Source organism: Rhizobacter sp. P2_G4 (assembly GCF_056403575.1).
Genome location: NZ_JBFUFG010000002.1, coordinates 308,621 through 324,039, shown reverse-complemented (window position 1 = coordinate 324,039; position 15,419 = coordinate 308,621). Strand labels below are relative to the sequence as shown.

Here is a 15,419-nt window from a genome sequence, read left to right as displayed (position 1 = left end):
AGCCGATGCAACGCCGATCGACCCTGAAGCTCTTGTCCGGCCTCGCTGCACTGGCCGCCCTGCCCGCTCCTGCACAGACCGGCAAGCCACTGCGCCTGATCGTGCCCTACCCGCCCGGTGGCCCACTCGACATCGTGGCTCGCGCCTTGGCCGAGCGCGTGAAGGACAGCGTGGGTGTCGTGATCGTCGAGAACAAGCCCGGCGCAGGCGGCAACCTCGGTGCAGACCTTGTCGCGAAGTCGCCAGCCGACGGCAGCACGCTCGTGATGGGCGCGGTGGCCACGCATGCGATCAACCCCTGGTTGTACGGGCGCATCCCGTACGACTCGATCCGAGACTTCACGCCGATCACCGGCGTCGCCCAGGTGCCCAACGTGCTGGTGATGAACCCGGAGACCGCTGCGCGGCTCGGCATCCAGAACGTCGGCGACCTGGTGGCGTACGCCAAGCGCAACCCCGGCAAGCTGAACTACGGCTCGGGCGGCAACGGCAGCGCTGGCCACCTGGCCGGCGAGATGTTCAAGGCACAAGCCGGTGTGTTCATGGTCCACATCCCGTACGCGGGCGGCAACCCGGCGCAGCTGGCTTTGCTGTCGGGCCAGGTCGACCTGACCTTCGACAACATGGCCAGCGCCTCGGCCAACATCAAGGCCGGCAAGCTCAAGGCCTTGGCAGTGACCACGGCGCGCCGCGCGCATGCCATGCCTGACTTGCCCGCCATTGCGGAAGTCGGCGGGCCGCTCGCGAGCTTCGACGTCAACACCTGGTTCGGCTTGTTTGGCCCCGCCGGGCTGCCTACCGCGCAGGTGCGCCAGCTGAACAAGGCTTTTGTCGACGCACTCAACACGCCCGAGCTGCAAGCCCGGTTCACGAGCTTGATGGCGGAGCCCATGCCAAGCACGCCCGAGCAGTTCGGCGAGTTCGTCAAACGCGAGCGGGCCAAGTACGAGAAAGTGGTGAAGGCTTCGGGCGCAAAGGTCGACTGACCTCGGTCTCGCGCGACAGTCGGCGACACAGAACAAAGGCCGCGACCCTTACGGGACGCGGCCTTTGTCGGTGAAGCTGTTGTGCGCTTACTTCTTGATTTCTCTCGAGGCCGGCGTGCTGCCGCCGTCGACACCCAGGCGACCACCCGTGCCCAGGCCGCCCTTCACGGTCTGCGCCTTGTAGCTGCGCAGCGACCTGACCATCTGGTTGAATGAGTCGGCAAAAGCAGCCACAACCACCTTGCCCTGTGGCGTGTTGGAGTAGCCACCACCGCCGCCCGCGAGGCCGCCGGTGAAGGCCGCACCGAACATGCCGAAGTCGAAGTTGCCGGCCGTGCCTTCGGACGCTGCGATCTGCACGCCTGAGCGGTTGTCGATCAGCAGCAAGGTGGTCGACGCTTCATTGCGCTTGACGCTGCCGGCCACCGCGCCGAGCATCGCCAACTTGCCGGTGAGCAGACCGGCACTCGCACCACCGGTGCGGCCGGAGAACTGGATCTCGGGGCTCATGGTGTAGTCGGCCGAGACCATCTGGCCCTTCTGGAAATTGCTGCCTTGCCGCATTTCGCCCGAGGCTTCGAGGTCGCGCTCGCGCATCATGTTGTTCATCGCGCGGCCGCGTTCGACGATGACGAAACAGTTGCTCTGCTGGATCATCAAGCGCAACACCGGGATCGTAGAGCCGAGCTTGTTGCTGCGTAACTCTTGGTACCAGGACGCGTTCGTCTCTTCCTGCAGCGCCACGGTACCCAGCGTTTCACCGCACTTCTCGAGCGCGCTGTTATTACCCTGGGCCGTCTCGCCGCCAGCAGCGCCGGAGACAGTGCCCTTGTTGCCGCCCATGGTGGGTGCCGTGGAGCCGCAGCCGCTGAGCACGAGGCCCAGAGAAGCTGCCAACGCAGCGTGTTTGAACAAGCTCACCGACTTGGAATTCAACGGGCTGGAGGTCGGAGTCATGGAGAAACCTCGAGGGTGTGACACGCCGAAACAGGCCAAAGAAGTATAGGTTCGGCCCCTCGCACGCAACTCACCCGAACGAGGGAGAGATGACTTTGGTCGCCTCGGCAGTCAGCACAAGTGAGAGGTAACGCACGGCTGCGGGCCGCGCGAAATCACTCCTCCCCAAGCGCGTCACTCGCCGAGGTAGGCGGCCCGCACCTTGGGGTCATTGAGCAGCGCGTTGGCCTCACCGCTCATCGTGACCTCGCCCGACTCCATCACGTAGCCGCGGTTGGCGAGCTGCAACGCACGGCTCGCGTTCTGCTCGACCAGCAGCACGGTGGTACCGCGGCTGTGGATGTCGGCCACCACTTCGAAGATCTTGTCGACCATGATGGGCGACAAGCCCATCGACGGCTCGTCGAGCAGCAGCACCTTGGGCTTGGCCATCAGTGCGCGACCCATCGCCAGCATCTGCTGTTCGCCGCCCGACATCGTGCCGGCGAGCTGGTTGCGACGCTCCTTCAGGCGAGGGAAGATGGCGAACACCTTCTCGATGTCGGCCTGGACCTCCTTGTCCTTGCGAACGAAAGCGCCCATCAACAAGTTCTCGGTGATCGACATGCGGGTGAAGGTGCCGCGGCCCTCGGGCACCATCACCAGGCCTTGCTTCACCAGATCCCACGCGCCCTGGCCCTTGATGGAATGACCGAGGTATTCGATCTCGCCCATGGCCACCGGCTGCAGGCCAGTAATGGCCTTCAAGGTGGTGGTCTTGCCGGCACCGTTGGCGCCGATGAGGCTCACCAGTTCGCCTTCGCGCACTTCGAACGACACGCCCTTGACGGCCTGGATCCCGCCGTAGGCGACCTTGAGGCCGCTGACTTTCAAAAGAGTGGTTGTCATCTTCAATGCGCCTTGTGGCCGGCGCCGAGGTAGGCCTCGATCACCTTCTCGTTGCGTTGCACGTCGGCGGGGGTGCCTTCTGCAATCTGTTTGCCGTAGTCGAGCACCGTGACGCGGTCGCACAGGCCCATCACCAGCTTCACGTCGTGTTCGATCAGCAGAATGGTGCGACCGTCTTTTCGGATGGTGTCGATCAACTCGCGCAGCACGACCTTCTCGGTGGCGTTCATGCCGGCGGCGGGCTCGTCGAGCGCGATCAGCTTGGGGTCGGTGGCGAGTGCGCGTGCGATCTCGAGCCGACGCTGGTCGCCGTAGCTCAGCGTGCGCGCCTTGAATTCGGCGTATTTGCCGATGCCGACGTAGTCGAGCAGCTCCTGGGCGCGCTTGGCAATGGCGGCTTCTTCAGCCTTGAAGCCGCTGGTGCGAAATACTGCGCCGATCAGGCCCGAGGCCGTGCGCACGTGGCGGCCGACCATCACGTTCTCGAGCGCCGTCATCTCGGCGAACAGCCGGATGTTCTGGAACGTGCGTGCGATGCCGGCCTTGGCCACCTCGTGCACGGCGGTCGGCTTGTAGGCCTTGCCGCCCAGCTCGAAGCTGCCCGAGTCGGGCGTGTACAAGCCGGTGAGCACGTTGAAGAAGGTGGTCTTGCCGGCCCCGTTCGGGCCGATCAGTCCGTAGACCTGGCCGGCTTCGATGGTGATGCCAACGTCGGACAGGGCCTGCAGCCCGCCGAAGCGTTTGGAGACGCCAGCAACCTTGAGTACGTTGTCTGCCATGGCGGTTCCTTATTTGGTCTGGGGCACGGGGGCAGCCTTGCCATGCTCTGGCGTGGGCCACAGGCCGCGCGGCCGCGACAGCATGATGCCGATCATGGCCAGCGCAATGAGCAGCTGGCGCAGGATGGACGCGTCGAGCCGGCCATCGGTCATGTTCTGCAGCGGGCCTGCCACGTAGCGCAAGACCTCGGGCAATGCAGCAAGCAGCAGCGCCCCCAGGATCACGCCGGGGATGTGGCCGATGCCGCCCAGCACCACCATCGCGACGATCATCACCGACTCTTGCAGGCTGAACGACTCGGGAGAGACGAAGCCCTGGAAGCTCGCGAAGAGCACACCCGACACACCGCCGAAGGTGGCGCCCATGCCGAAGGCCAGCAGCTTCAGGTTGCGGGTGTTGATGCCCATGGCCTTGGCCGCGATCTCGTCTTCGCGGATGGCCATCCACGCACGGCCGATGCGCGAGCGCTCGAGCCGGTAGCAGATGAGCACGCTGATGATCACCATCGCCAGGAACAGGTAGTAGTAGTTCGTAACCGATGGGACATCGAAGCCGAACCAGTTGTGCTTCTGCGCGAAGTTGTAGCCGAAGATCGTGATTGGATCGATCTGGCTCAGGCCCTTGGGGCCGTTGGTGATGTTGATCGGCGCATCGAGGTTGGTGACGAACACGCGGATGATCTCGCCAAAGCCGAGCGTCACGATCGCCAGGTAGTCGCCACGCAGCTTGAGCGTGGGCGCACCGAGCAGCACGCCGAACCCGCCTGCCAGCACTGCGCCGAGCGGCAGCACGGCCCACCAAGGAATGTGCAGGCCCTGCGGGAACATGGAAGCGATGGCCGGGAAGGCGTCGGTCATGTGCGGCGACGCGAGCAAAGCCAACATGTAGGCCCCCACTGCGTAGAACGCCACGTAGCCCAGATCGAGCAGGCCGGCGTAGCCGACGACGATGTTGAGGCCGAGCGCCAGCAGCACATACAGCAACGCAATGTCGACGATGCGCACCCACGCGTTGCCGAACTGCTGCGCCACCAGCGGAGCAACCAGCAACAGCACCGCCGCGATGATGAAGACGCCGAGTTTGTTGTCTCTCAGATTCATGGCAACTCCCTCAGGCTCGGTCAGCCACACGCTCACCCAGCAGGCCCGAAGGCCGCAACGTGAGGATGAGGATCAGCACGATGAAGGCAAAGATGTCTTGGTAGTTGCTGCCCAGCACGCCACCGGTCAGGTCGCCGATGTAGCCGGCGCCCAGCGCCTCGATCAACCCGAGCAGCACGCCTCCGACCATTGCGCCCGCGAGGTTGCCAATGCCGCCGAATACCGCGGCCGTGAAGGCCTTCAGGCCCGGCAGGAAGCCCATCGAATGCTGCACCGAACCGTAGTTAGCCGCGTACATCACGCCCGCCAGTGCAGCCAGTGCGGCACCAATCACGAAGGTGGCGGAAATCACCTGGTCGGGGCGCACGCCCATCAGGCCAGCGACACGCGGGTTCTCGGCCGTGGCACGCATCGCACGGCCAAGCTTCGTGCGGTTGACGAGGTACATCAGACCGGCCAGCGTGACCGCGGTGGTGATGAGAATGATGATCTGCACGGTGTTGATGACGGCACCGCCGATGTTGAACGGCTCGGACGGCAGCAGGATCGGATACGGCTTCGGGTTCGGCTTCCAGATGATCATGGCCAGCGTCTGCAGCAGCAGCGACATGCCCATCGCGGTGATCAGCGGCGCCAGACGCGGCGCGGTGCGCAGCGGCCGATAGGCGATCTTCTCGATGCTGAAGTTCAGGACGGAGCAGACCACGATGGCCGCAATGAGCGAGATCAGCATCAGCAGCCAGCCCGGCCAGCCGGTGCCGGCGAGTACGCTGACCACGGTCCAACTGGTCAACGCGCCCACCATCAACACCTCGCCATGCGCGAAGTTGATCAGGTTGATGATGCCGTAGACCATCGTGTAGCCGAGTGCCACCAGCGCATACACGCTGCCGAGCACCAGACCATTGATGATCTGCTGGATGAAAGTGTCCATCTGGGAGTCTCCTGCGAAATCGAAAGCCGTACGTCTTCTTGACGCCGCCCATGCACTAAAGCAAAAAGCCCGCCGTGGTCTTGCGCGTCGGGGACTCTGTCTAAGGTTGTGGCTTCTGGAGCCGTTCTGGGTGCGGGATTCTAGTGGCCGATTTCGCCGTGATTGCGTGCACGTTTCCCCGTACGGGTTCAGCGCCTTTTCTTGGACGCAGCCCGGGTCGACGCGGTCATGGCTTCGTCATTCAGGCGGCGCAATTCCTCGAGACGCTCGCCGATCTGGAGCTCGAGACCACGTGGCACGGGTTCATAAAAACGAGGCGGGTCCAGGTCGTCCGGCCAGTAGCTTTCGCCTGCGGCGAAGCCACCTTCTTCGTCGTGCGCATAGCGATATTCAAGCCCGTAGTCGAGGTCTTTCATGAGCTTTGTCGGTGCGTTGCGCAGGCGCAGGGGCACCGCACGGGTGCCGTCCTGGGCGACGAAACCGCGTGCGGCCTTGTAGGCGGTGTACACCGCATTTGACTTCGGGGCCATGGCCAGAAACACCACTGCTTGCGCGAGTGCAAGCTCGCCTTCGGGGGAACCGAGGCGCTCGTAGGTCTCGGCAGCATCGAGCGCCGTACGCAATGCGCGGGGGTCGGCGAGGCCGATGTCTTCGCTGGCCATGCGCACGATGCGCCGCGCGGCATAGCGCGGGTCCACGCCGCCATCGAGCATGCGGACGAACCAGTACAACGACGCGTCCGGGTCGCTGCCGCGCACGGCCTTGTGCAGGGCAGAGATGGTGTCGTAGAACTGCTCGCCGCCCTTGTCATAGCGCCGCAGCTGCTCGCCGAGCGAGCGCTCGAGCTGGGCTTCGTCGATCGTGGCCACATCACCCGCCATGCGCACGAGGTTCTCGTACGCGTTGAGCAGGCGGCGCGCATCGCCGTCGGCGTAGCCCACGAGGCGGTCACGCGCGGCATCGGTGAGCGGCGGTGCAGACAGCAGCGCTTGGCCGCGCTCGATCAGCAGCTGCATGTCGTCGTTGCCGAGCGACTTCAGCACATGCACCGTGGCTCTCGACAGCAAAGCCGAGTTGACTTCGAACGACGGGTTCTCTGTGGTCGCGCCGATGAACGTGAACAGGCCGGACTCCACGTGCGGCAGGAAGGCGTCTTGCTGCGCCTTGTTGAAGCGGTGCACTTCGTCGACGAATACCACCGTGCGCCGACCCGTCGCCTGCGCTACCTGCGCTCGTTCGACCGCTTCGCGAATGTCCTTCACGCCGCCGAGCACCGCCGAGATCTGAATGAACTGCGCGTCGAAGCCGTCGGCCATCAGACGTGCCAAGGTGGTCTTGCCCACGCCGGGCGGTCCCCACAAGATCATCGAATGCAGGCGGCCTGATTCGAAGGCCACGCGCAGCGGTTTGCCGGGCCCCAGCAGGTGCTGCTGGCCGATGACTTCGCCAGGCGTTTTCGGGCGCAAGCGCTCGGCCAACGGCGCTTGCGTGTCGGCCAGCTCGTCACCACCGAGTGGCAGTTGCTGAGGCTCCATGTGGCAATTGTCGCAGGCAGCGTTGCCCGAAGAAGCCATCGGCGGCGAAGGAAAACAACGCGCCGGCTTCGTGAGCGAGCCGGTGGGCTACTCGGGTCTATTGCTCGATCAAGTCCGCGCCCTTGGGCACGGTGAACACGAAGGTATCCGGCTTGATCGCTTCGTTGGCGACGAACTTGGTGAACTCCAACAACGAGCGCTGGCCAAAGGCATCGACCACCTCCACCGAAGCCAACACCTTGTTGCGAAAGCCGATGCGTACCGACTTGAAGGCGCCGTCCTTGGCTTTGGGCGTGGCCTCGGCCCATTCGACGCCCTCTTTCGATGGCAAAGGCGCCAGGTCGAATTCTTTATCCAGCGAACCACCGGCCAGCAGGGCCGCCGGTGTCGCACCCAGCGCCTGCGTGAACTTGCGCGAGCTCGCCTGGTTCAGATCGGCGTCGTAGATCCACACCTTCTGGCCATCGGCCACGATGCTCTGCTCGAACGGCTTCTGGTAGGTGAAGCGAAAACGGTTGGGCCGCGAGAACTCGAAGTGGCCGGTCGAGGTCTTCTTCTTCACGCCATCGGGTGAGGTGACGGTCTGAGAGAAGTCGGCCTGGCCGGTCTTCACGTCGCGCACAAACTCTTTCAGCGTGTCAACGGCATCGGCTCGCGCACCGGCCGCAGCAACCATCAGCAACAAAGCGAAAAGTATCTTCTTCATTCGGCGCGGGCCGGGACGATGATGTCGCGGTTGCCATTCGTGGACATGGCAGACACGAGTCCGGACTTCTCCATTTGTTCCAGCAATCTGGCTGCGCGGTTGTAGCCGATGCGCAGATGGCGCTGCACCAGGGAGATGGACGCGCGCCGATGCTGCAACACGACGGCCACCGCCTGGTCGTACATCGGATCGGCTTCGCCACCACCACCGCCCGGCATGTCGGCGGTGGACACCTCGCCATCGCCGTCGAGCACACCACCTTCGAGGATGCCTTCGATGTAGTTGGGCTCACCCTGCTGCTTGAGATAGTTCACGACGCGGTGCACTTCATCGTCGCTAACGAACGCACCATGCACGCGGATCGGCAGGCCGGTGCCCGAAGGCATGTACAGCATGTCGCCCATGCCGAGCAAGGCTTCGGCACCCATCTGGTCGAGGATGGTGCGGCTGTCGATCTTGCTGCTGACCTGGAAGCTGAGGCGCGTCGGAATGTTCGCCTTGATGAGGCCGGTGATCACGTCGACGCTCGGGCGCTGCGTGGCCAGGATCAAGTGGATGCCAGCTGCGCGCGCCTTCTGCGCCAGGCGCGCGATCAGTTCTTCGATCTTCTTGCCGACCACCATCATCAGGTCGGCCAACTCGTCGATCACCACCACCACGAAGGGCAAGCGCTCCAGTGGCTCCGGTTGCTCCGGTGTCAGGCTGAACGGGTTGGGCAGCGACTCGCCGCGCTCAACAGCCTCGGCAATCTTCTTGTTGTAGCCAGCCAGGTTGCGCACGCCCAGCTTGCTCATCAGCTTGTAGCGGCGCTCCATCTCGCCGACACACCAGTTGAGCGCATTGGCAGCCTGCTTCATGTCCGTGACGACAGGCGCGAGCAAATGAGGTATGCCCTCGTAGACGCTCATCTCCAGCATCTTGGGGTCGATGAGGATGAGCCGCACGTCACGCGCCTCGGCCTTGTAGAGCAGACTCAGGATCATCGCGTTGATGCCGACGGACTTGCCCGAACCGGTGGTACCGGCCACCAGACAGTGCGGCATCTTCGCGAGATCGGCCACCACGGGCGCGCCGATGATGTCCTTGCCCAGGCCCATGGTGAGCTGTGAGGCCGCGTCGTTGTAGACCTGCGAGCCGAGGATCTCAGACAAGCGGATGGTTTGTCGCTTGGCGTTGGGCAGTTCCAGCGCCATGTAGTTCTTGCCCGGGATCACCTCGACCACGCGGATGCTGACAAGGCTGAGTGAACGCGCCAGGTCCTTCGCGAGGTTAACAATCTGCGCGCCCTTCACACCCGTGGCGGGCTCGATCTCGTAGCGCGTGATCACCGGCCCGGGCGACGCCGCCACAACGCGCACTTCAACACCGAAGTCCTTGAGCTTCTTCTCGATCAGGCGAGACGTCATCTCCAGCGTCTCGGGCGTCACGCTCTCGACCCGCCCAGGTGCGGCATCGAGCAAGTCGACTTGCGGCAACTTGGTATCTGCCAGTTCGGTGAAGAGCGGCTTCTGGCGCTCCTTGACCACGCGCTCCGATTTGGGCACCTCGATCATCGGCGCCTCGATGACGATCGGCACATGGTCTTCGTGCAATTGATGCTCGAACTCGACCACGTGCTCCCGCTCGCGCAGCGCCTGCTCGCCGATGCGATGGTCTTCGGCCCGCTCGATGCGCTCGACGCGCTTTTCGCGCAGGGAGTCGACCCATTGGCCAATGCCCTCCGCGGCACGCAGCCACGAAAAACGGAACGCCAGCGCCAGGCCAGCCACGAGCACTGCAATCCATAACACACCGGACCCGGCAAACCCCAACAGCCGCTGACTCACCGGCCCGAGCAGATACCCCAGTACGCCGCCGGCGTTGCCGCCCGGTACGCGCACTTCAAGCTGATAAAGCCGCGTCCATTCCAGCGACGAACTGGCGCTGAGCAGCAGCAACACGCCGACCCAGAACATCCACAGAGGCAAGTGCGGCCGGTGAATGCCGGGGGTGTCGCCACCGCGTAGTACACGTGCCAAGCCGCTGAGCCACGCGCGCAACCCGATCGCCAATCCCCACCACGCCGAGTAGCCGAACAGCACGAATGCCAGATCGGAGAAACGCGCACCCAGCGCACCAACCTTGTTGAGCGGCAGTGCACCGCTGCCGGATGTCGAGAACGCGGCGTCGGCAGGGTTGTGCGTGGCCATCGCGATCACGGCCAGTAACCACAACACGCCGCCGACGAGCACGCCGAATCGCGCGCGCAGGCCCACCGGGGCGAGCGGCGCGCTGGAGCCGGGCGATCCATCGCGGGTGTAGGTGCTGCTGTGGGCACCGGCGGCCGACGCGGCAGAGCCAGCGTCGGGGCGAAGCGATCCAAGCGGAAATGTCATGCAGCCATTGTGGCCGAAGCGCTCGGGGCAGCATCTCGCCCCGGCAACGCTCGCAACCCAAGCACAAGGTCAGCCGGTCAGGCGTTCCTTGATGATGACGGAGCCGTTTTCCTGGGTCTCGACCATGCCGCGGTCTTCCAGGTCCTTCATGACGCGGCTGACCATCTCGCGCGAGGCGCCGACGATCTTGGCCATGTCCTGGCGCGACACCTTGTTGCGGATGATCTTGATGTCGCCTTCGTCTTCGGCCATGTCGAGCAGCGAACGGGCGACACGCCCGTACACGTCGAGCAAGGCCAGCGACTCGATCTGGCGATCGGCGCTGCGCAGGCGCTGCACCAAGCCGCGCATGATGGCGTAGGAGAGGCTGGAGTTCTCTGGCAGGCAACGCGCGAACTCGGCTCGGCCGAGAATCAGCATGTCGGTCTGCACCTCGGCGCGCACCGTGGCCGAATGCGGCTCGTTGTCGATCAGGCTCATTTCACCGACATAGTGGCCCGGCTGCAATACCGCGAGAATGACCTCGCGGCCGCGTGAATCGGATGTCAATACTCGAGCGCGACCTGTTAGCAAAATAAACAGTGCGTTCGACTTCTTGCCATGCTCAACCACAATCTCGCCGCGGCGAAACCTGCGCTTTACCACGCTGTCCGCGATGGCTGAAGCCTGCTCATTGGTCAGCAGAGAGAACAGCGGCACGCGCCGAATCAAGTCCAAGTTGGACAACATGGCCATCGGAGAACCTCCTTGTGTCGGTATCGCAGTCTAAGGATTCAAACGTGGAAAACTAACGTTTAACGTAAATATCAGTATTGTCACCATTACACGAATTGATGCCAGTCGGCGTCAACCCCATGTCAGACTGACTGCTCCGCACCGTCTTACCTTCCGCTTTCATATGAGTCAAACCAACCAACACGCGCAAGTCCTGATCCTCGGTTCAGGCCCGGCCGGCTATACCGCAGCCATCTACGCAGCGCGAGCCAATCTCAAGCCGATGCTCGTCACCGGCATCGCACAAGGTGGGCAGTTGATGACCACCACCGAAGTCGACAACTGGCCCGCCGATGTGATGGGCGTGCAGGGCCCGGAGCTGATGCAACGATTTCTGCAGCACGCAGAGCGCTTCAACACGAAGATCGTGTTCGACCACATCAACCAGGTCGACTTTTCCAAGCGCCCGTTCACGCTCAAGGGCGACTCCGGCACCTACACCTGCGATGCCTTGATCATCGCAACCGGTGCATCAGCAAAGTACATCGGCCTGCCCTCCGAAGAAGCTTTCATGGGCCGCGGCGTCAGCGGCTGCGCCACCTGTGACGGGTTCTTCTACCGCGACCAAGACGTGTGCGTGGTGGGCGGAGGCAACACCGCGGTTGAAGAAGCGCTCTACCTTTCGAACATCGCACGCAAGGTGCACCTGATCCATCGCCGCGACAAGTTTCGCGCGGAGGCGATCCTCATCGACAAGCTGATGGACAAGGTTGCCGCCGGCAAGATGGAGCTGCATTTGTGGCAAACACTCGATGAAGTGCTCGGGGACGCGAGCGGTGTGACCGGAGTGCGCCTGAAGAGCACACAAGGTGGCGGAACCAGCGAACTTGAGGTCAAGGGCTGCTTCATCGCCATCGGCCACCAACCGAACACCGACATCTTCAAAGGCCAGTTAGAGATGAAAGACGGCTACATCCAGACCCAGAGCGGGCTCAACGGCATGGCCACGATGACCAGCGTGCCGGGCGTGTTTGCGGCCGGCGACGTCCAGGACCACATCTATCGCCAAGCCATCACCAGCGCCGGTACGGGTTGCATGGCTGCATTGGATGCGCAGCGCTTTCTTGGGCACTGAGATGCCTCTGTAGGCAGGGCATCAAAAGCTGGCTATAATCGCGGACTTCGCCGAAAACGGAACAGTTGTGTTGCATGCCTCAAGCTGCAACGCCCCGATCGGCCCCAGTTCTGAAACAAGATCACACGGAGAAGCGTCATGGCACGCGTCTGTCAAGTCACGGGTAAGCGCCCGATGGTGGGCAACAATGTTTCCCACGCCAACAACCGCACCAAGCGTCGCTTTCTGCCGAACCTGCAATACCGCCGGTTCTGGCTCGAAACCGAAAACCGCTGGGTACGCCTGCGCATCACCAATGCCGCATTGCGCCTGATCGACAAGGTGGGCATCGAGCAAGTCGTCGCCGACCTGCGCGCCCGCGGCGAAATCTGAATTAGGAGCCGATCATGGCAAAAGGTGGACGCGAAAAAATCAAGCTGGAATCGTCAGCCGGCACCGGTCATTTCTACACGACCGATAAGAACAAGAAGACCACGCCCGAAAAGATCGAAATCATGAAGTTCGATCCGAAGGCTCGCAAGCACGTGATGTACAAGGAAACGAAGCTGAAGTAATTCAGCGTAGTTTCAAAGAAACCCGCTCGGCGAAAGCCAAGCGGGTTTTTTATTGCCCGCCTTGTTTGCAACGCAGGGCCAAAAGAAAAGGGCCCGCTAAGCGAGCCCTTGGTTTCCTATTCAGCTGAATGCGCTCAAGCGTGCGCGGCTCGCAGCTTCAGGGCGAACTCTTGCAAAGCAGCAATACCGCTCTCTTCCGCCTTCTTGCACCACGCCTGCAAATCGGCCACCAACTGCTCGGCCGAGACATTGGTGCGTGTCCACAAGGAGCGCAGCTCTTCACGCATCGCCACCAGCTTCACGAGTGCCGGGCTGTGGTCCCTTGCAGCATCGATCTGCGCCTTCAGGTGCGAAGGAATCTTTTCGGCATCGCGGTGAAGCCAACGGCGTGCCAGGCGCATGTTCGCGAGTTTGGTCGTGCCATGTGCGCCCTCTGACTTGAGGCGCCGCACTTCAGCACGGCAGGCATCGCGCAAGCCGCCTGCGTACTTGGCCATCACTTCGTAGCGATTGGCAATCAAGGCCTCGAGCGTCTTGGAGTCGGCCACCGGCTTGATGTCACCCAGCTTCAGCATCGGCGCCGTCTTGCGAACCTTGGCCAGACCGAGCATTTCCAGACCACGGATATAAGCCCAGCCGATATCAAACTCATACGGCTTGACCGACAGCTTGGCCGACGTCGGGTAGGTGTGGTGGTTGTTGTGCAGCTCTTCGCCACCAATCAGAATGCCCCATGGCGACACATTGGTGCTGGCGTCTTGCGCCTCGAAGTTGCGATACCCCCACCAGTGGCCTAGGCCATTGATGATGCCGGCAGCCGTGATCGGGATCCAAACCATCTGGATCGCCCAGACCGTCAGGCCGAGGACGCCGAACAGCATCAGGTCGATGATCATCAGAATGCCCACGCCTTGCCAGGTGAAGCGGCTGTAGACGTTGCGCTCCATCCAGTCATCGGGTGTGCCGTGGCCGAATTTGTCCAGGGTCTCTTGATTCTTGGCCTCGGCGCGATACATCTCGCTGCCTGTCAGCAGAACCGTCTTGATGCCATGGGCGACCGGGCTGTGCGGGTCATCCTTGGTCTCGCATTTGGCGTGATGCTTCCGGTGGATGGCAACCCATTCCTTGGTGACCATGCCGGTACCCAGCCAGAGCCACAGCCGGAAGAAATGCGACGGTGCCGCGTGGAGATCCAGCGACCGGTGAGCCTGGGCACGATGCAAAAAGATCGTGACAGAAGCAATCGTGATGTGGGTTGTGATCAGCGTGAAGAGCAAAACCTGCCACCACGTCGCATCGACCAAACCGTTGGCAAGCCAAGCGATCAAGCCATCCCACAGAGCCATCATTTCATTCATCAAATAGCCTTCAAACCGTCACAACGGACAGAGTCCGTCCATTCTAAGTGACAGCCCCCGGCGAATCGTCGAAAAACCCGGTAGTTTGCCCACCCAGTTTCCCGTATCTGGCGGCGCCGGAGCGTGGTTCAAGGGTTCAGAGACGCTCCCATACGGCGGCAAAAAAGCCGTCGGTGCCATGCTGGTGCGGCCACAAGCGGAGAAAGTCGCCCCGGACCAGGTTTGAGGCCTCGCCCACATGGGCCTTTTCCAACAGCGGCGCCACCGCCAGCGGCTTGAATTCGCGCTCGTGCCCTTCACTGAACGCCGCGGCGATGGCTTCGTTTTCAGCCTCGAGCAGGCTGCAGGTGGCGTACACAAGCCGACCACCCGGCTTCAGCAAGCGGGCCGCACTGACCAGGATGGCAGCCTGCTTCACGCGCAGTTCCTCAACGGATTCAGGAGATTGCCTCCATTTCAGGTCGGGGTTGCGGCGCAGCGTTCCCAGCCCCGAGCAGGGGGCGTCAACCAGCACCCGGTCAATCTTGCCGGCCAGGCGCTTGATGCGGTCGTCGCGTTCGTGGGCAATCTGCACTGGGTAGACGTTCGACAAGCCGCTGCGCGCCAGCCGCGGCTTGAGTGCCGCCAGCCGATGGCCCGACGTGTCGAAGGCATACAGGCGGCCGGTGTTTCGCATGGCCGCGCCCAGCGCCAAGGTCTTGCCGCCGGCACCCGCGCAGAAGTCGACCACCATCTCGCTGCGCTTGGCATTGGTGAGCAAGGCCAGTAGCTGGCTGCCTTCGTCCTGAACCTCGATCTCGCCGGCATTGAAGACATCGAGCTTGTTCAAGGCCGGCTTGCCCTGGATTCGCAGGCCCCACGGCGAATACGGCGTGACGGTCGCTTCGATTCGCCCGTCGGCCAGCGCCTTTTGCACGTCTTCGCGCTTGGCCTTGAAGGTGTTCACTCGCAGGTCGAGTGGAGCACTCTCGTTCAGGCTGTTGACCAACGGCCAGAAGTCTTCGCCGATCGATGCCTTGAGCGTGTCGGCCAGCCACTCCGGCAGGTTGTGGCGCAGCTTCTCGGGCAACGCGGAGCGGTCGACGGTTTGCACTTGCGCCAGCCAGTGCTGTTCAGGCTCGGTCAGGGCCGCGCGCAGGAAACCGTCGTTGCCCTGCCAACCCAGCAAAGCCAGGCGCCGTTCCATTTCACCCTTGCCTGATTGAGCCAGGTGCTGGAACAGCAACCGTTGGCGCAGCACGGTGTAGGTGGTCTCGGCCAGGGTGTGGCGCTCGCGCTGGCCGAGCGTACGGTTGGTGCGGAAAAAGTCTGAGACCACGCGGTCGGCGGGCGTATCGAACTGCAAGACCTTGTGCAGCAGATCAGTGGCGAGTTCGAGCAAGGCGTTGGGATGCATG

15 protein-coding genes are annotated in these 15,419 nt (G+C 63.0%); 4 read left to right on the top strand and 11 right to left on the bottom strand.

Features of this window, described 5'->3' with window-relative positions:
- The first annotated feature begins 5 nt into the window (after window positions 1-5).
- Window positions 6-986: a Bug family tripartite tricarboxylate transporter substrate binding protein gene (locus AC1DYS_RS08045; protein ID WP_477897834.1), complete on the top strand. Its 981-nt coding sequence runs from the start codon at window positions 6-8 to the stop codon at window positions 984-986.
- An 87-nt stretch (window positions 987-1,073) separates the two neighbouring features.
- On the opposite strand, the gene AC1DYS_RS08040 is transcribed toward AC1DYS_RS08045, so the two are convergent.
- From AC1DYS_RS08040 to AC1DYS_RS08000, 9 genes are all read right to left on the bottom strand, one after another.
- Window positions 1,074-1,943: a CsgG/HfaB family protein gene (locus AC1DYS_RS08040; RefSeq protein WP_477897832.1), complete on the bottom strand. Its 870-nt coding sequence runs from the start codon at window positions 1,941-1,943 to the stop codon at window positions 1,074-1,076.
- A 174-nt stretch (window positions 1,944-2,117) separates the two neighbouring features.
- Window positions 2,118-2,831, bottom strand: a complete 714-nt coding sequence (locus AC1DYS_RS08035) for an ABC transporter ATP-binding protein (RefSeq protein WP_477897830.1) — start codon at window positions 2,829-2,831, stop codon at window positions 2,118-2,120.
- Window positions 2,832-2,833: 2 nt separating this feature from the next.
- A complete protein-coding gene (locus AC1DYS_RS08030) occupies window positions 2,834-3,610 on the bottom strand; it encodes an ABC transporter ATP-binding protein (protein WP_047498812.1) in 777 nt (258 codons plus the stop codon).
- A gap of 9 nt (window positions 3,611-3,619) precedes the next feature.
- The gene (locus AC1DYS_RS08025; protein ID WP_477897827.1) at window positions 3,620-4,711 is read right to left on the bottom strand and encodes a branched-chain amino acid ABC transporter permease; all 1,092 of its coding nucleotides are present in this window, start codon (window positions 4,709-4,711) and stop codon (window positions 3,620-3,622) included.
- A gap of 10 nt (window positions 4,712-4,721) precedes the next feature.
- Complete coding sequence (locus tag AC1DYS_RS08020; RefSeq protein ID WP_477897825.1) at window positions 4,722-5,645, bottom strand: branched-chain amino acid ABC transporter permease; 924 nt, start codon at window positions 5,643-5,645, stop codon at window positions 4,722-4,724.
- Window positions 5,646-5,833: 188 nt separating this feature from the next.
- Window positions 5,834-7,180, bottom strand: coding sequence for a replication-associated recombination protein A (locus AC1DYS_RS08015; protein ID WP_477897823.1), 1,347 nt, complete (start codon window positions 7,178-7,180; stop codon window positions 5,834-5,836).
- Between the two features lie 97 nt (window positions 7,181-7,277).
- Entirely contained in the window at window positions 7,278-7,886 is a 609-nt protein-coding gene (lolA, locus tag AC1DYS_RS08010) for an outer membrane lipoprotein periplasmic chaperone LolA (protein WP_477897821.1), read from the bottom strand.
- The gene (locus AC1DYS_RS08005) at window positions 7,883-10,261 is read right to left on the bottom strand and encodes a DNA translocase FtsK (protein ID WP_477897819.1); all 2,379 of its coding nucleotides are present in this window, start codon (window positions 10,259-10,261) and stop codon (window positions 7,883-7,885) included. Before AC1DYS_RS08005 ends, lolA begins: the two co-directional genes overlap by 4 nt.
- 69 nt (window positions 10,262-10,330) lie before the next feature.
- The gene (locus AC1DYS_RS08000) at window positions 10,331-10,996 is read right to left on the bottom strand and encodes a Crp/Fnr family transcriptional regulator (protein WP_047498824.1); all 666 of its coding nucleotides are present in this window, start codon (window positions 10,994-10,996) and stop codon (window positions 10,331-10,333) included.
- Window positions 10,997-11,159: 163 nt separating this feature from the next.
- Between AC1DYS_RS08000 and trxB the strand changes: the two genes are divergently transcribed.
- From trxB to rpmG, 3 genes are all read left to right on the top strand, one after another.
- Window positions 11,160-12,110, top strand: coding sequence for a thioredoxin-disulfide reductase (gene trxB / locus AC1DYS_RS07995; protein ID WP_477897817.1), 951 nt, complete (start codon window positions 11,160-11,162; stop codon window positions 12,108-12,110).
- A gap of 138 nt (window positions 12,111-12,248) precedes the next feature.
- Window positions 12,249-12,482, top strand: a complete 234-nt coding sequence (rpmB, locus tag AC1DYS_RS07990) for a 50S ribosomal protein L28 (protein WP_047498829.1) — start codon at window positions 12,249-12,251, stop codon at window positions 12,480-12,482.
- A gap of 14 nt (window positions 12,483-12,496) precedes the next feature.
- Window positions 12,497-12,664: a 50S ribosomal protein L33 gene (gene rpmG / locus AC1DYS_RS07985; RefSeq protein WP_047498832.1), complete on the top strand. Its 168-nt coding sequence runs from the start codon at window positions 12,497-12,499 to the stop codon at window positions 12,662-12,664.
- Window positions 12,665-12,798: 134 nt separating this feature from the next.
- Here rpmG and AC1DYS_RS07980 read toward each other — a convergent pair whose 3' ends face one another.
- Together AC1DYS_RS07980 and AC1DYS_RS07975 are read right to left on the bottom strand one after the other, a co-directional pair.
- Complete coding sequence (locus AC1DYS_RS07980) at window positions 12,799-14,022, bottom strand: DesA family fatty acid desaturase (RefSeq protein ID WP_477897815.1); 1,224 nt, start codon at window positions 14,020-14,022, stop codon at window positions 12,799-12,801.
- 136 nt (window positions 14,023-14,158) lie between these two features.
- Window positions 14,159-15,418 carry an RsmB/NOP family class I SAM-dependent RNA methyltransferase gene (locus AC1DYS_RS07975; RefSeq protein ID WP_477897813.1) on the bottom strand — a complete coding sequence of 420 codons (1,260 nt, stop codon included), beginning with the start codon at window positions 15,416-15,418 and terminating at the stop codon, window positions 14,159-14,161.
- Window position 15,419: the final 1 nt, after the last annotated feature.

Excerpts from the sequence above, each read along its gene's own strand:
- AC1DYS_RS08045 (WP_477897834.1), top strand. The coding sequence starts at position 6 with ATGCAACGCCGATCGACCCTGAAGCTCTTGTCCGGCCTCGCTGCACTG.
- AC1DYS_RS08040 (WP_477897832.1), bottom strand. The coding sequence starts at position 1,943 with ATGACTCCGACCTCCAGCCCGTTGAATTCCAAGTCGGTGAGCTTGTTC.
- AC1DYS_RS08035 (WP_477897830.1), bottom strand. The coding sequence starts at position 2,831 with ATGACAACCACTCTTTTGAAAGTCAGCGGCCTCAAGGTCGCCTACGGC.
- AC1DYS_RS08030 (WP_047498812.1), bottom strand. The coding sequence starts at position 3,610 with ATGGCAGACAACGTACTCAAGGTTGCTGGCGTCTCCAAACGCTTCGGC.
- AC1DYS_RS08025 (WP_477897827.1), bottom strand. The coding sequence starts at position 4,711 with ATGAATCTGAGAGACAACAAACTCGGCGTCTTCATCATCGCGGCGGTG.
- AC1DYS_RS08020 (WP_477897825.1), bottom strand. The coding sequence starts at position 5,645 with ATGGACACTTTCATCCAGCAGATCATCAATGGTCTGGTGCTCGGCAGC.
- AC1DYS_RS08015 (WP_477897823.1), bottom strand. The coding sequence starts at position 7,180 with ATGGAGCCTCAGCAACTGCCACTCGGTGGTGACGAGCTGGCCGACACG.
- lolA (WP_477897821.1), bottom strand. The coding sequence starts at position 7,886 with ATGAAGAAGATACTTTTCGCTTTGTTGCTGATGGTTGCTGCGGCCGGT.
- AC1DYS_RS08005 (WP_477897819.1), bottom strand. The coding sequence starts at position 10,261 with ATGACATTTCCGCTTGGATCGCTTCGCCCCGACGCTGGCTCTGCCGCG.
- AC1DYS_RS08000 (WP_047498824.1), bottom strand. The coding sequence starts at position 10,996 with ATGGCCATGTTGTCCAACTTGGACTTGATTCGGCGCGTGCCGCTGTTC.
- trxB (WP_477897817.1), top strand. The coding sequence starts at position 11,160 with ATGAGTCAAACCAACCAACACGCGCAAGTCCTGATCCTCGGTTCAGGC.
- rpmB (WP_047498829.1), top strand. The coding sequence starts at position 12,249 with ATGGCACGCGTCTGTCAAGTCACGGGTAAGCGCCCGATGGTGGGCAAC.
- rpmG (WP_047498832.1), top strand. The coding sequence starts at position 12,497 with ATGGCAAAAGGTGGACGCGAAAAAATCAAGCTGGAATCGTCAGCCGGC.
- AC1DYS_RS07980 (WP_477897815.1), bottom strand. The coding sequence starts at position 14,022 with ATGAATGAAATGATGGCTCTGTGGGATGGCTTGATCGCTTGGCTTGCC.
- AC1DYS_RS07975 (WP_477897813.1), bottom strand. The coding sequence starts at position 15,418 with ATGCATCCCAACGCCTTGCTCGAACTCGCCACTGATCTGCTGCACAAG.